Here is a 15654-nt window from a genome sequence, read left to right on the forward strand (position 1 = left end):
TCAAGCCGATCGCCATGGAAGACGGCCTGCGCTTCGCGATTCGCGAAGGTGGTCGTACCGTTGGTGCCGGCGTGGTTGCCAAGATCGTCGAATAACGATTGATCTGTTTGAAGCAGGTCGGCATAATAGTCGGCCTGTCTCTTTCTAGGCCAGTAGCTCAATTGGCAGAGCGGCGGTCTCCAAAACCGCAGGTTGGGGGTTCGATTCCCTCCTGGCCTGCCATTTTCAATATCGAATATGGCAGTCTTTACAAGGTTCTAGCAGATGAATGTCAAAGCTGAAGCCAATGATGCGCGCTTCGATCTGGTGAAGTGGCTTGTTGTGGCTGCTTTGGTTGTGGTTGCTGTTGTTGGCAATCAGTACTACTCCGCTGAGCCTATTCTCTATCGTGTCCTTGCTGTTCTCGCAATAGGCGTGGTTGCCGCGTTTGTTGCTCTGCAGACGTCCAAGGGGCGTTCGTTTGCCGTGTTGCTGAAAGAAGCGCGCGGCGAGATTCGCAAGGTCGTCTGGCCGACCCGTCAGGAAACCACTCAGACTACGTTGATCGTGGTCGTTGTCGTTCTGGTTATGGCGCTGCTGTTGTGGGGGCTCGATTCCCTGCTTGGCTGGTTGGTCTCCATGGTTGTGGGTTAAGGGTGTCTCGTGGCTAAGCGTTGGTATGTTGTGCATGCTTACTCGGGTTACGAGAAGCACGTCATGCGCTCTCTGATTGAGCGCGTCAAGCTTGCCGGCATGGAAGATGAGTTCGGCGAGATTCTTGTTCCGACCGAGGAAGTGGTCGAGATGCGTAACGGGCAGAAGCGCAAGAGTGAGCGCAAGTTCTTCCCGGGTTACGTGCTCGTTCAGATGGAGATGAATGAGGGTACTTGGCACCTGGTCAAGGATACTCCTCGTGTGATGGGCTTTATCGGCGGTACAGCTGACAAGCCGGCGCCCATTACGGACAAAGAGGCTGAGGCCATTCTTCGTCGCGTCGCCGATGGCAGTGATAAGCCGAAGCCGAAAACGCTCTTCGAGCCAGGTGAAGTGGTGCGGGTGGCCGATGGTCCGTTCGCAGATTTCAATGGCGTGGTCGAAGAGGTCAATTACGAGAAGAGCAGAATCCAGGTTGCGGTTCTCATCTTCGGTCGCTCTACGCCAGTAGAGCTGGAGTTCAGTCAGGTCGAAAAGGTTTAACTGAACGAAGCATCCCTCACCCCGCAGCTTCAGGCTGCGGGGTTTTGTCGTCACTGGGATAAATCAGCAATGGGGAGCCGCAAGGCGTTATAACCCGTAACGGAGTAACTATGGCTAAGAAGATTCAAGCTTACATCAAGCTTCAGGTAAAGGCCGGTCAGGCTAACCCGTCGCCGCCCGTCGGCCCCGCTCTGGGTCAGCACGGCGTCAACATCATGGAATTCTGCAAGGCGTTCAACGCCCGGACCCAGGGCCAGGAGCCCGGTCTGCCGACTCCCGTGATCATCACTGTCTACAGCGATCGCAGCTTCACTTTTGAAACCAAGAGTACTCCTGCTGCAGTGCTGCTGAAGAAAGCTGCTGGCATCACCAGCGGTTCCGCTCGCCCCAACACTCAGAAGGTCGGCACCGTCACTCGTGCGCAGTTGGAAGAGATCGCCAAGGCCAAGCAGGCTGATCTGACTGCTGCCGAAATGGAAGCTGCCGTTCGGACCATCGCTGGTTCGGCTCGTAGCATGGGTCTGAATGTGGAGGGTGTGTAATGGCTAAGCTGACCAAGCGCCAGAAGGCTATCGCTGAGAAAATCGAATCCGGCAAGCAGTACGCGTTCGAAGACGCCGCCAAGCTGCTGGCAGAGGTTTCTGCTGTCAAGTTCACCGAGTCGTTCGATATCGCGATCAATCTCGGTGTCGATCCGCGTAAGTCCGACCAGGTCGTTCGCGGTGCAACCGTTCTGCCGAATGGCACTGGCAAGACCGTCCGCGTAGCTGTTTTCACCCAAGGTCCGGGCGCCGAAGCTGCTCTGGCCGCCGGCGCTGACCGCGTAGGTATGGACGATCTGGCTGCCGAAATGAAGGGCGGCGACCTGAACTACGACGTCGTCATCGCCTCTCCGGATGCTATGCGTGTCGTTGGTCAGTTGGGCCAGATTCTCGGTCCGCGTGGCCTGATGCCGAACCCGAAGGTGGGTACTGTCACTCCGGACGTCGCGACCGCTGTCAAGAACGCCAAGGCCGGTCAGGTACGTTTCCGTACTGACAAGAACGGCATCATCCACACCTCCGTGGGTAAAGTCGGTTTCGACGCCGCTGCTCTGAAGCAGAACGTCGAAGCGCTGCTGTCGGATCTGAAGCGCCTGAAGCCGTCGACGTCCAAAGGTATTTACGTCAAGCGCGTGACCCTGAGCACCACCATGGGTCCGGGACTGGTCATCGATCAGGCTTCCCTGGAAGCGTAAGACATTAGTCGCCTCATTCGTGAGGCGGCTCGCAAGATTGGGGTCCCTGCCTGGCGGGGGCTATCCAAGACCGTAGGTGGCGCAAGCCTTAAACCCGGAGAGTGATCTCTTGAGCCTACGCAGATGGTGCTCCCGATTCGTACCGAATCAGACACCAAAACGCCGTCGGGCTTCGGCCTGACGAAACGGTAAAAACCAGGAGTAAACCCGTGGCAATTAAACTCGAAGACAAGAAGGCCATCGTCGCTGAAGTCAACGAGGCTGCCAAAGCCGGTCTGTCCGCTGTCGTGGCTGATGCCCGTGGCGTGACCGTCGGCGCAATGACCGGACTCCGTAAAGAGGCCCGAGCGGCTGGTGTATACGTGAAAGTCGTGCGTAACACCCTGCTCAAGCGCGCTGTTGAAGGCACTCAGTTCGACGTGCTCAACGACGTGTTCAAAGGCCCGACCCTGATCGCATTTTCCAATGAGCATCCGGGCGCTGCTGCTCGTATCTTCAAGGAATTCGCCAAGGGTCAGGACAAGTTCGAGATCAAGGCAGCTGCGTTCGAGGGCAAGTTCCTCGCAGCAAACCAGATCGACGTACTGGCAAGCCTGCCGACTCGCGAAGAGGGCATTGCACAGCTGATGAGCGTGATTCAAGGCGCCACCAGCAAGCTCGCTCGCACCCTGGCAGCTATTCGCGACCAGAAAGAAGCTGCGGCTGCCTAAGGCAGCGTAAGCCCTTTCAAAATCACATGTTTAATTTGATGGCTGCGTAAGCTGTCACCCCAATACAGGAATAGATAGTCATGTCTCTGACTAACGAGCAAATCATCGAAGCGATCGGCCAGAAATCCGTCATGGAAATCGTCGAGCTGATCAAGGCGATGGAAGAAACTTTCGGCGTTACCGCTGCTGCCGCTGTTGCCGCTGGCCCGGCTGCCGCTGCCCCGGCTGCTGAAGAGCAGACCGAGTTCACCATCGTTCTGGCCGAAGCCGGCGACAAGAAAGTGAACGTGATCAAGGCGGTTCGCGAGCTGACCGGTCTGGGCCTGAAAGAAGCCAAGGCTGTCGTTGACGGCGCCCCGGGCGTGGTCAAGGAAGGCGTTTCGAAGGAAGAAGCCGAAGCAGCCAAGAAGGCTCTGGAAGAAGCTGGCGCCAAAGTCGAGCTCAAGTAAGCGACGACCTTGCGTCTACAGCCCGAGCGACTCGCGACAGGCTGATGGCTGGTGGCTCTTGCCACCGGCCTTTTTCCGTTATGGAAAGCCAGCCATGCTGGCTCTTCCTCGGAAGCCACCTACAGGTGGCGCGAACCATGGGGTTCGCAAGATTTTCTGGCTGCTCCCGTCGGGAGAAGCCAACAAGCAGGTGACCAAGCTGGGGAACGCTGATGGCTTACTCATACACTGAGAAAAAACGTATCCGCAAGGACTTTAGCAAGTTACCGCACGTGATGGACGTGCCGTATCTTTTGGCCATCCAGCTGGATTCGTATCGCGAATTCCTGCAGGCGGGAGCGACCAAAGATCAGTTCCGCGACATTGGCTTGCATGCAGCCTTCAAATCCGTTTTCCCGATTATCAGCTATTCCGGCAATGCAGCGCTGGAATACGTCGGCTATCGCCTGGGCGAGCCGGCTTTCGATGTCAAGGAATGTGTCCTGCGTGGCGTGACCTTCGCCGTTCCGCTGCGCGTCAAGGTGCGCCTGATCATTTTCGACAAAGAGTCGTCGAACAAGGCCATCAAGGACATCAAGGAACAGGAAGTCTACATGGGGGAAATCCCCCTCATGACCGAGAACGGTACCTTCATCATCAACGGTACCGAACGCGTCATCGTTTCCCAGCTGCATCGTTCGCCGGGCGTGTTCTTCGATCATGACCGCGGCAAGACCCACAGCTCCGGCAAGCTGCTGTACTCCGCGCGTATCATTCCTTACCGCGGCTCCTGGCTGGACTTCGAATTCGATCCGAAGGACGCAGTGTTCGTCCGTATCGACCGTCGCCGCAAGTTGCCGGCTTCGGTTCTTCTGCGTGCGCTCAATTACAGCACCGAAGAGATTCTGGACGCCTTCTACGATACCAATGTCTTCCACGTCAAAGGCGAAACCCTGGCGCTGGAGCTGGTACCGCAGCGTCTGCGCGGCGAGATCGCTACTTTCGACATCAAGGATGACAGCGGCAAAGTCATCGTCGAGCAGGGCCGTCGCATCACCGCTCGCCACATCAACCAGCTCGACAAGTCCGGCATCAAAGAACTCGAGATGCCGATGGATTACGTCCTGGGTCGTACCGTCGCCAAGGCGATCGTGCATCCGGCCACCGGCGAAATCATCGCCGAGTGCAACACCGAGCTGACCGTCGACGTCATGGCGAAGATCGTCAAGGCGCAGGTCGTACGCTTCGAGACGCTGTACACCAACGACATCGATTGTGGTCCGTTCATTTCCGACACGCTGAAGATCGATTCGACCACCAATCAGCTCGAAGCGCTGGTCGAGATCTATCGCATGATGCGCCCGGGCGAGCCGCCAACCAAGGACGCCGCCGAGACGCTGTTCAACAACCTGTTCTTCGCTGCCGAGCGCTACGACCTGTCGGCTGTCGGCCGGATGAAGTTCAACCGCCGTATCGGTCGTACCGAGATCGAGGGCTCCGGCGTACTGAGCCGTGAGGATATCGTCGCGGTTCTGAAGACCCTGGTCGACATCCGCAACGGCAAGGGCATCGTTGACGACATCGATCACCTGGGTAACCGTCGCGTGCGCTGTGTCGGCGAAATGGCCGAAAACCAGTTCCGCGTTGGCCTGGTGCGCGTCGAGCGTGCGGTCAAAGAGCGTCTGTCGATGGCCGAAAGCGAAGGCCTGATGCCGCAGGACCTGATCAATGCCAAGCCGGTTGCGGCGGCGGTGAAGGAGTTCTTCGGTTCCAGCCAGCTCTCGCAGTTCATGGACCAGAACAACCCGCTTTCGGAGATCACCCACAAGCGCCGCGTCTCCGCACTCGGCCCGGGCGGTCTGACCCGTGAGCGTGCCGGCTTCGAGGTGCGTGACGTGCACCCGACTCACTACGGCCGCGTCTGCCCGATCGAAACTCCGGAAGGTCCGAACATCGGTCTGATCAACTCGCTGGCCGCCTACGCCCGCACCAACCAGTATGGCTTCCTGGAAAGTCCGTACCGAGTGGTCAAGGATGGCGAAGTCACCGACGAGATCGTATTCCTCTCGGCAATCGAAGAAGCCGACCACGTCATCGCTCAGGCCAGCGCCAAGCTGGACGGTCGCAAGCTGGTCGACGAGCTGGTGGCTGTGCGTCATCTGAACGAATTCACCGTCAAGGCGCCGGAAGACGTGACCCTGATGGACGTCTCTCCGAAGCAGGTCGTCTCCGTCGCTGCCTCGCTGATTCCGTTCCTCGAGCACGACGACGCCAACCGCGCGCTGATGGGTTCCAACATGCAGCGTCAGGCCGTGCCGACCCTGCGTTCGGACAAGCCGCTGGTAGGTACCGGCATGGAGCGCAACGTGGCACGCGACTCCGGCGTCTGCGTGGTCGCTCGTCGCGGCGGCGTGATCGACTCGGTCGATGCCAGCCGTATCGTGGTGCGCGTGCGTGACGATGAGGTCGAGACCGGCGAAGCGGGTGTCGACATCTATAACCTGACCAAGTACACCCGCTCCAACCAGAACACCTGCATCAACCAGCGTCCGCTGGTGCGCAAGGGTGACGTGGTGGCGCGTGGCGACATCATGGCCGACGGTCCGTCCACCGACATGGGCGAGCTGGCACTGGGTCAGAACATGCGCGTCGCGTTCATGCCGTGGAACGGCTACAACTTCGAGGACTCCATCCTCCTCTCGGAGCGCGTGGTTCAGGAAGACCGTTTTACCACTATCCATATCCAGGAACTGACCTGCGTGTCGCGCGACACCAAGCTCGGCCCAGAGGAGATCACCGCAGACATCCCGAACGTGGGTGAGGCTGCGCTGAACAAGCTGGACGAGGCCGGTATCGTCTACGTCGGTGCCGAAGTCGGCCCAGGCGACATCCTGGTCGGCAAGGTGACGCCGAAGGGCGAAACCCAGCTGACCCCGGAAGAGAAGCTGCTGCGTGCGATCTTCGGTGAGAAGGCTTCCGACGTGAAAGACACGTCCCTGCGTGTGCCGACCGGCACCAAGGGCACCGTCATCGACGTACAGGTGTTCATCCGCGACGGCGTCGAGCGCGACTCCCGTGCGCTGGCCATCGAGAAGATGCAGCTCGACGAGATCCGCAAGGACCTCAACGAAGAGTTCCGTATCGTCGAAGGCGCCACGTTCGAGCGTCTGCGCTCGGCCTTGGTCGGTGCGACTGCCGAGGGCGGTGCAGGTCTGAAGAAGGGTGTCGTGATCACCGACGAGATCCTCGACGGGCTCGAGCATGGCCAGTGGTTCAAGCTGCGCATGGCCGAAGACGCGCTGAATGAGCAGTTGGAGAAGGCCCAGGCCTACCTCTCCGATCGCCGTCAGCTGCTCGACGACAAGTTCGAAGACAAGAAGCGCAAGCTGCAGCAGGGCGACGACCTCGCACCGGGCGTGCTGAAGATCGTCAAGGTCTACCTGGCCATCAAGCGTCGCATCCAGCCGGGCGACAAGATGGCCGGTCGTCACGGTAACAAGGGTGTGGTCTCAGTGATCATGCCGGTCGAAGACATGCCGCATGATGCCAACGGCACGCCGGTGGACATCGTCCTGAACCCGCTGGGTGTACCGTCGCGTATGAACGTCGGGCAGATCCTCGAAACCCACCTGGGCCTTGCGGCCAAGGGCCTGGGCGAGAAGATCAACCTGATGCTCGAAGAGCAGCGCAAGGTCGCCGAGCTGCGCAAGTTCCTGCACGAGATCTACAACGAGATCGGCGGGCGTCAGGAGAATCTGGGCGACCTGAGCGATCAGGAAGTGCTGGACCTGGCGAACAACCTGCGCAAGGGCGTGCCGATGGCGACCCCGGTGTTCGACGGTGCCAAGGAGCGCGAGATCAAGGCCATGCTGAAGCTGGCCGATCTGCCGGAAAGCGGCCAGATGCAGCTGTTCGACGGCCGTACCGGTAATGCGTTCGAGCGCACCACCACCGTCGGCTACATGTACATGCTCAAGCTGAACCACCTGGTCGACGACAAGATGCACGCGCGTTCCACCGGTTCGTACAGCCTGGTCACCCAGCAGCCGCTGGGCGGCAAGGCGCAGTTCGGTGGTCAGCGTTTCGGGGAGATGGAGGTCTGGGCCCTGGAGGCCTATGGCGCCGCGTACACCCTGCAGGAAATGCTCACGGTCAAGTCGGACGACGTGAACGGGCGGACCAAGATGTACAAGAACATCGTGGACGGCGATCACCGCATGGAGGCCGGCATGCCGGAGTCCTTCAACGTGCTGATCAAAGAAATCCGCTCGCTCGGTATCGATATCGATCTGGAAACCGAATAACCACGCACCGCCTGCGCGGCACCCGGCGTCAGCCGGCTGCCGCAGGTCCGTGAGGAGGAAAGGCCTTGAAAGACTTGCTGAATCTGTTGAAAAACCAGGGTCAAATCGAAGAGTTCGATGCCATCAAGATTGCCCTGGCGTCCCCCGAGATGATCCGTTCCTGGTCCTTCGGTGAAGTGAAGAAGCCGGAGACCATCAACTACCGTACGTTCAAGCCCGAGCGTGACGGCCTTTTCTGCGCCAAGATCTTTGGCCCGGTCAAGGACTACGAGTGCCTGTGCGGCAAGTACAAGCGCCTCAAGCATCGCGGTGTGATCTGCGAGAAGTGTGGTGTGGAAGTTGCGCTGGCCAAGGTGCGTCGCGAGCGCATGGCGCACATCGAACTGGCTTCTCCGGTCGCGCACATCTGGTTCCTGAAGTCGCTGCCGTCCCGTATCGGCCTGCTGCTGGACATGACCCTGCGCGATATCGAGCGCGTGCTCTATTTCGAGAGCTACGTGGTGATCGATCCGGGCATGACCACTCTGGAGAAAGGTCAGCTGCTGAACGACGAGCAGTACTTCGAAGCCCTCGAAGAGTTCGGTGACGACTTCGATGCCCGCATGGGTGCCGAGGCTGTCCGCGAGCTGCTGATCCAGATCGACCTGGAGCACGAGATTGGCCGTTTGCGCGAGGAAATTCCGCAGACCAACTCGGAAACCAAGATCAAGAAGCTGTCCAAGCGTCTGAAGCTGATGGAGGCTTTCCATGGCTCGGGCAACCTGCCGGAGTGGATGATCCTGACCGTGCTGCCGGTGCTGCCGCCGGATCTGCGTCCGCTGGTTCCGCTGGATGGCGGTCGTTTCGCGACTTCGGATCTGAACGATCTGTATCGCCGCGTGATCAACCGGAACAACCGTCTGAAGCGCCTGCTCGACCTGTCGGCGCCGGACATCATCGTGCGCAACGAAAAGCGCATGCTGCAGGAAGCGGTCGATGCGCTGCTGGACAACGGCCGCCGCGGCCGCGCCATCACCGGTTCGAACAAGCGCCCGCTGAAGTCCCTGGCTGACATGATCAAGGGCAAGCAGGGTCGTTTCCGTCAGAACCTGCTCGGCAAGCGCGTGGACTACTCCGGTCGTTCCGTGATCACCGTAGGTCCGACCCTGCGTCTGCACCAGTGCGGCCTGCCGAAGAAGATGGCGCTCGAGCTGTTCAAGCCGTTCATCTTCGGCAAGCTGGAAATGCGCGGCATGGCCACCACCATCAAGGCGGCCAAGAAGATGGTCGAGCGCGAGCTGCCGGAAGTCTGGGACGTTCTCGCCGAAGTGATTCGCGAGCATCCCGTACTGCTCAACCGCGCACCGACCCTGCACCGTCTGGGTATCCAGGCGTTCGAGCCGGTACTGATCGAAGGCAAGGCGATCCAGCTGCACCCGCTGGTCTGTGCCGCGTACAACGCCGACTTCGACGGTGACCAGATGGCCGTGCACGTGCCGCTGACGCTGGAAGCCCAGCTGGAAGCGCGCGCGCTGATGATGTCGACCAACAACATCCTCTCGCCAGCCAACGGTGAGCCGATCATCGTCCCGTCGCAGGACGTGGTTCTGGGTCTGTACTACATGACCCGTGAAGCCATCAATGCCAAGGGCGAAGGGCGCGTGTTCGCCGACCTGCAGGAAGTCGACCGCGTGTTCCGCGCCGGTGAAGCCTCGCTGCACGCCCGGGTCAAAGTGCGCATCAACGAGACCATCAAGGATCGTGACGGCAGCATCACCAAGAACACCCGCATCGTCGACACCACCGTCGGCCGCGCGCTGCTGTTCCAGATCGTGCCGGAAGGGATGTCGTTCGACGTCGTCAACCAGCCGATGAAGAAAAAGGCGATCTCCAAGCTGATCAACCTGTGCTACCGCACCGTTGGTCTGAAGGATACTGTCATCTTCGCCGACCAGCTGATGTACACCGGCTTCGCCTACTCGACCATTTCCGGTGTTTCGATCGGTGTGAACGATTTCGTCATCCCGGACGAGAAGGCGCGCATCATCGATGCGGCCACCGAAGAAGTGAAGGAGATCGAATCGCAGTACGCCTCCGGCCTGGTTACCCAGGGCGAGAAGTACAACAAGGTGATCGACCTCTGGTCCAAGGCCAACGACGAAGTGTCCAAGGCCATGATGGCCAACCTCTCGAAAGAGAAGGTCATCGACCGCGAAGGCAACGAAGCCGAGCAGGATTCGTTCAACTCGATGTACATGATGGCCGACTCCGGTGCGCGGGGTTCCGCGGCTCAGATTCGCCAGCTGGCCGGTATGCGTGGCCTGATGGCCAAGCCGGACGGCTCCATCATCGAAACGCCGATTACGGCGAACTTCCGTGAGGGTCTGAACGTACTGCAGTACTTCATCTCCACGCACGGTGCTCGTAAGGGTCTAGCGGATACCGCACTGAAAACCGCGAACTCCGGTTACCTGACTCGTCGTCTGGTGGATGTCGCGCAGGATCTGGTGGTCACCGAGATCGATTGCGGCACCGAGCAGGGTCTGCACATGACTCCGCACATCGAAGGCGGCGACGTGGTCGAGCCGCTGGGTGAGCGCGTGCTGGGTCGCGTGATTGCGCGTGATGTGCTCAAGCCGGGCACCGATGACGTGCTGGTTCCGGCGGGTACGTTGATCGACGAGCAGTGGGTCGACTTTATCGAGCTGAACAGCATCGACGAAGTGATCGTGCGCTCGCCGATCTCCTGTGAAACCCGCTACGGCATCTGTGCCAAGTGCTACGGTCGTGATCTGGCCCGCGGGCATCAGGTCAACATCGGCGAGGCGGTCGGCGTTATCGCTGCCCAGTCGATCGGTGAGCCGGGTACTCAGCTCACCATGCGTACGTTCCACATCGGTGGTGCGGCGAGCCGTACCTCGGCCGTCGACAACGTGCTGGTGAAGAACGGCGGTACCATCCGCCTGCATAACCTGAAGCACGTCGAGCGTGCCGATGGCGCGCTGGTGGCCGTGTCTCGTTCCGGCGAGCTGGCCGTGGCGGACGACTTCGGTCGTGAGCGCGAGCGCTACAAGCTGCCGTACGGTGCCGTGATTTCCGTGAAGGAAGGCGACAAGGTCGACGCTGGCGCCGTGGTTGCCAAGTGGGACCCGCACACCCACCCGATCGTGACCGAAATGAAGGGTGTTGTGACCTTCGTTGGCATGGAGGAGAACATCACCATCAAGCGCCAGACCGACGAGCTGACCGGTCTGACCAACATCGAGGTGATGGATCCGAAGGACCGTCCGGCCGCAGGCAAGGACATCCGTCCCGCGATCAAGATGGTCGACGCCAATGGCAAGGAGTTGTTGCTGCCAGGTACCGACGTACCGGCCCAGTACTTCCTGCCGGCTAACGCGCTGGTCGGTGTTGCGGACGGCGCCGAGATCAATGTGGGTGACGTCATCGCACGTATCCCACAGGAAACCTCGAAGACCCGCGACATCACCGGTGGTCTGCCGCGCGTTGCCGACCTGTTCGAAGCGCGTCGTCCGAAGGAGCCGTCCATCCTGGCGGAAATCAGCGGCACGATTTCCTTCGGTAAGGAAACCAAGGGCAAGCGTCGCCTGGTGATTACGCCGACCGACGGTAGCGATCCGTACGAAGAGCTGATTCCGAAGTGGCGTCACCTGAACGTCTTCGAAGGCGAACAGGTGAACAAGGGTGAAGTGATCTCCGACGGCCCGAGCAACCCGCACGACATTCTGCGGCTGTTGGGCGTCAGCGCACTGGCACGCTACATCGTCAACGAGATCCAGGACGTTTACCGCCTGCAGGGCGTGAAGATCAACGACAAGCACATCGAGACCATCCTGCGGCAGATGCTGCGCAAGGTCGAGATCACCGAGTCGGGCGATTCCAGCTTCATCAAGGGCGACCAGATGGAACTGACCCAGGTGCTGGAAGAGAACGAGCGTCTGAGCGCAGAGGACAAGTTCGTCGCCAAGTACGTCCGCGTCCTGCTGGGCATCACCAAGGCGTCGTTGTCGACCGAGTCGTTCATCTCCGCGGCCTCCTTCCAGGAGACTACCCGCGTGCTGACCGAAGCGGCCGTGACTGGCAAGCGCGACTACCTGCGCGGCCTGAAGGAGAACGTGGTTGTGGGTCGTCTGATCCCGGCCGGTACCGGTCTGGCGTATCACAGCGAGCGCAAGCGCAAGCGTGATGCCGAGAAGCCGGTCCGCGTGAGTGCCGATGAAGTCGAAGCGGCGCTGACTGAAGCGCTGAACTCCAGCGGCAATTGAGAGTGCCAGGCCCCGGTCGCAAGCCGGGGCCTGCCTTGACGGTGGGCGAGAAGCTCTTTAGACTCTCGTACCCCTAAATTGGCGGGGCTTCGTGCCCTGCCATTTTTCGTTTGTGTCGAAAGACAACAGTGGAGCTAGTAGATGGCAACTATCAACCAGCTGGTACGTCAGCCGCGCAAGCGGGTCGTCGAGAAAAGCGACGTCCCTGCGCTGCAAAACTGCCCGCAGCGTCGTGGCGTGTGCACCCGTGTGTACACCACCACGCCGAAGAAACCGAACTCCGCACTGCGTAAGGTGTGCCGTGTTCGTCTGACCAACGGCTATGAAGTCGCCTCCTACATCGGTGGTGAAGGTCATAACCTGCAAGAGCACAGCGTAGTGCTGATCCGTGGCGGTCGTGTAAAAGACCTTCCGGGTGTGCGTTACCACACCGTGCGCGGTTCGCTGGATACCTCCGGCGTAAAAGACCGTAAGCAGGGTCGTTCCAAGTACGGCGCCAAGCGTCCGAAGTAAGCAGTATTTCTATTTATTTGAGTCGATAAGAGTAAGGTCGGGCGTAACCTGCGCGTTACCGTTCCGAGCTAACCTGAAGACCGTTTGAGGGCTTATCAATGCCAAGACGTCGTGTAGCAGCCAAGCGCGAGATTCTGGACGATCCGAAGTACGGAAGTCTGATCCTGGCCAAGTTCATGAACCACGTGATGGAAAGCGGCAAGAAGGCCGTTGCCGAGCGTATCGTTTATGGTGCCTTGGACAAGGTGAAGGAGCGCAAGAATGGCGACCCCCTGGAAGTCTTCGAAAAAGCACTCGATGCCATCGCTCCGCTGGTCGAAGTCAAGTCCCGCCGTGTAGGCGGTGCTACCTACCAGGTTCCGGTCGAAGTTCGTCCTTCCCGTCGTAACGCGCTGGCCATGCGCTGGCTGGTAGATGCTGCGCGCAAGCGTGGCGAAAAATCCATGGCGCTGCGCCTCGCTGGCGAGCTGCTGGATGCTTTTGAAGGTAAAGGCGCTGCGGTCAAGAAGCGCGAAGACGTGCACCGTATGGCTGAAGCCAACAAGGCCTTCTCGCACTACCGCTTCTAAATCAAGCGCAACTTTTACGAGGACCTTATTGTGGCCCGTACTACCCCTATCAACCGCTACCGTAACATCGGTATCTGTGCCCACGTCGACGCGGGCAAGACTACCACCACGGAGCGGATTCTGTTTTACACCGGCCTCAGCCACAAGATGGGTGAAGTGCATGACGGTGCGGCGACCACCGACTGGATGGTGCAGGAGCAGGAGCGTGGTATCACCATCACCTCCGCTGCTGTCACGACCTTTTGGCAGGGTTCGCGCGGTCAGTACGACAACTATCGTGTAAACGTCATCGATACCCCCGGTCACGTTGACTTCACCATCGAAGTAGAGCGCTCCCTGCGCGTTCTCGACGGTGCTGTCGTTGTGTTCTGTGGTACCTCCGGCGTTGAGCCGCAGTCCGAAACCGTATGGCGTCAGGCCAACAAGTACGGCGTGCCGCGTATCGTCTACGTCAACAAGATGGACCGTCAGGGTGCCAACTTCCTGCGCGTCGTCGGTCAGATCAAGCAGCGCCTGGGTCACACCCCGGTTCCTGTTCAGCTGGCCATTGGTTCCGAAGAGAACTTCGCCGGTCAGATCGATCTGATCAAGATGAAGGCCATCTACTGGAACGATGACGACAAGGGCACCACCTACCGCGAGGAAGAGATTCCGGCGGAGCTGATGGATCTGGCCGAAGAATATCGCTCGAACATGATCGAGGCTGCGGCCGAGGCCAACGAAGAGCTGATGAACAAGTATCTCGAAGGTGGTGAGCTGACCATCGAAGAGATCAAGGCTGGTCTGCGTCAGCGCACCATCGCCTGTGAAATCGTTCCGGCCGTTTGTGGTTCGTCCTTCAAGAACAAGGGCGTGCCCCTGGTTCTCGATGCTGTCATCGACTATCTGCCTGCGCCGACCGAGATTCCCCCGATTCAGGGCGTCAATCCGGATAACGAAGAGCAGATCGACGAGCGTCATGCAAGTGATGACGAGCCGTTCTCCGCTCTGGCGTTCAAGATCGCTACCGACCCGTTCGTGGGTACCCTGACCTTTACTCGTGTTTATTCCGGTGTGCTGTCTTCCGGTGACTCGGTAATCAACTCGGTCAAGGGCAAGAAGGAGCGCGTGGGTCGGATGGTGCAGATGCACGCCAACCAGCGTGACGAGATCAAGGAGTGCCGTGCCGGCGACATCGCCGCGCTGATCGGCATGAAGGACGTCACCACGGGTGACACCCTCTGCTCGATCGAGAAGCCGATCATCCTCGAGCGTATGGACTTCCCGGAGCCGGTTATCTCGGTAGCTGTCGAGCCGAAGACCAAGGCAGACCAGGAAAAGATGGGTATCGCGCTGGGCAAACTGGCTCAGGAAGACCCGTCGTTCCGTGTCCAGACCGACGAAGAGACTGGTCAGACCATCATTTCCGGTATGGGTGAGCTGCACCTCGACATTCTCGTCGACCGTATGCGTCGCGAGTTCAACGTCGAGGCGAACATCGGTAAGCCGCAGGTTTCCTACCGTGAAACCATCACCAAGGACAATGTCGAGATCGAAGGCAAGTTCGTTCGTCAGTCCGGTGGTCGTGGTCAGTTCGGTCATTGCTGGATCCGTTTCTCGACCCCGGACGTGGACGAGAAGGGCAACATTACCGAAGGCCTGGTGTTCACCAACGAAGTTGTGGGTGGTGTGGTTCCGAAGGAATACATCCCGGCAATCCAGAAGGGCATCGAAGAGCAGATGAAGAACGGCGTTGTCGCCGGCTATCCGCTGATCGGCCTGAAGGCGACCGTGTTCGATGGCTCCTACCACGACGTCGACTCCAACGAGATGGCGTTCAAGGTTGCAGCTTCGATGGCGACCAAGCAGCTGGCCCAGAAGGGCGGCGGCAAGGTGCTCGAGCCGATCATGAAGGTCGAAGTGGTGACCCCTGAGGACTACATGGGTGACGTGATGGGTGACCTGAACCGTCGTCGTGGTCTGATCCAGGGTATGGAAGACTCGGTCTCCGGCAAGGTTATCCGTGCTGAGGTTCCGCTCGGAGAGATGTTCGGTTACGCAACCGACGTTCGTTCCATGTCTCAGGGTCGCGCGAGCTACTCCATGGAATTCTCCAAATACGCTGAGGCTCCGGCGAATATCGTCGAGACGCTCGTCAAAAAACAAGGTTGATTCAGCCCTTTAAGTAAGAGGTTTACTGTCGTGGCTAAGGAAAAATTCGAACGTAACAAACCGCACGTCAACGTCGGCACCATTGGTCACGTCGACCATGGCAAGACCACTCTGACTGCCGCTCTGACTCGCGTGTGCTCCGAGGTCTTCGGTTCCGCTCGTGTCGACTTCGACAAGATCGATAGCGCTCCGGAAGAGAAGGCTCGCGGCATCACCATCAACACCGCCCACGTAGAGTACGACTCCAACGTCCGTCACTACGCGCACGTTGACTGCCCGGGTCACGCTGACTACGTGAAGA

Annotated in this window: 13 protein-coding genes and 1 tRNA gene; all 14 read left to right on the forward strand. The window is 59.5% G+C overall.

The window, feature by feature from the left end; translation table 11 throughout:
* Positions 1 to 95: EF-Tu C-terminal domain-related protein (locus tag ACVRRC_RS21370; RefSeq protein ID WP_449240075.1), on the forward strand; the 95-nt coding region annotated here is incomplete at its 5' end.
* Between the two features lie 51 nt (positions 96 to 146).
* A tRNA-Trp gene (locus tag ACVRRC_RS21375) sits at positions 147 to 222 on the forward strand.
* Positions 223 to 264: 42 nt separating this feature from the next.
* On the forward strand, positions 265 to 633 hold the full coding sequence (gene secE, locus ACVRRC_RS21380; RefSeq protein ID WP_011911975.1) for a preprotein translocase subunit SecE: 369 nt from the start codon (positions 265 to 267) through the stop codon (positions 631 to 633).
* 9 nt (positions 634 to 642) lie between these two features.
* Positions 643 to 1176: a transcription termination/antitermination protein NusG gene (gene nusG, locus ACVRRC_RS21385; RefSeq protein ID WP_011911976.1), complete on the forward strand. Its 534-nt coding sequence runs from the start codon at positions 643 to 645 to the stop codon at positions 1174 to 1176.
* A 110-nt stretch (positions 1177 to 1286) separates the two neighbouring features.
* A complete protein-coding gene (rplK, locus tag ACVRRC_RS21390) occupies positions 1287 to 1718 on the forward strand; it encodes a 50S ribosomal protein L11 (RefSeq protein WP_011911977.1) in 432 nt (143 codons plus the stop codon).
* On the forward strand, positions 1718 to 2413 hold the full coding sequence (rplA, locus tag ACVRRC_RS21395) for a 50S ribosomal protein L1 (RefSeq protein WP_013981709.1): 696 nt from the start codon (positions 1718 to 1720) through the stop codon (positions 2411 to 2413). The genes rplK and rplA overlap by 1 nt, the downstream gene beginning before the upstream one ends.
* A gap of 209 nt (positions 2414 to 2622) precedes the next feature.
* Positions 2623 to 3123, forward strand: a complete 501-nt coding sequence (gene rplJ, locus ACVRRC_RS21400) for a 50S ribosomal protein L10 (RefSeq protein ID WP_011911979.1) — start codon at positions 2623 to 2625, stop codon at positions 3121 to 3123.
* 80 nt (positions 3124 to 3203) lie between these two features.
* Entirely contained in the window at positions 3204 to 3572 is a 369-nt protein-coding gene (rplL, locus tag ACVRRC_RS21405; RefSeq protein WP_011911980.1) for a 50S ribosomal protein L7/L12, read from the forward strand.
* Between the two features lie 212 nt (positions 3573 to 3784).
* Positions 3785 to 7855 carry a DNA-directed RNA polymerase subunit beta gene (gene rpoB / locus ACVRRC_RS21410; protein WP_019406458.1) on the forward strand — a complete coding sequence of 1357 codons (4071 nt, stop codon included), beginning with the start codon at positions 3785 to 3787 and terminating at the stop codon, positions 7853 to 7855.
* Positions 7856 to 7920: 65 nt separating this feature from the next.
* Positions 7921 to 12120 (forward strand): DNA-directed RNA polymerase subunit beta', encoded by a 4200-nt coding sequence (gene rpoC, locus ACVRRC_RS21415; protein WP_011911982.1) that lies wholly within the window; start codon positions 7921 to 7923, stop codon positions 12118 to 12120.
* 141 nt (positions 12121 to 12261) lie between these two features.
* A complete protein-coding gene (gene rpsL / locus ACVRRC_RS21420) occupies positions 12262 to 12633 on the forward strand; it encodes a 30S ribosomal protein S12 (protein WP_003280832.1) in 372 nt (123 codons plus the stop codon).
* 98 nt (positions 12634 to 12731) lie between these two features.
* The gene (gene rpsG / locus ACVRRC_RS21425; RefSeq protein ID WP_011911984.1) at positions 12732 to 13202 is read left to right on the forward strand and encodes a 30S ribosomal protein S7; all 471 of its coding nucleotides are present in this window, start codon (positions 12732 to 12734) and stop codon (positions 13200 to 13202) included.
* 30 nt (positions 13203 to 13232) lie between these two features.
* On the forward strand, positions 13233 to 15353 hold the full coding sequence (gene fusA, locus ACVRRC_RS21430) for an elongation factor G (protein WP_014595775.1): 2121 nt from the start codon (positions 13233 to 13235) through the stop codon (positions 15351 to 15353).
* Between the two features lie 30 nt (positions 15354 to 15383).
* Positions 15384 to 15654 (forward strand): GTP-binding protein (locus ACVRRC_RS21435; RefSeq protein WP_472997524.1); only part of this gene is annotated, 271 nt, incomplete at its 3' end.

The sequence above is a fragment of the Stutzerimonas sp. LR2 genome, from assembly GCF_055755175.1.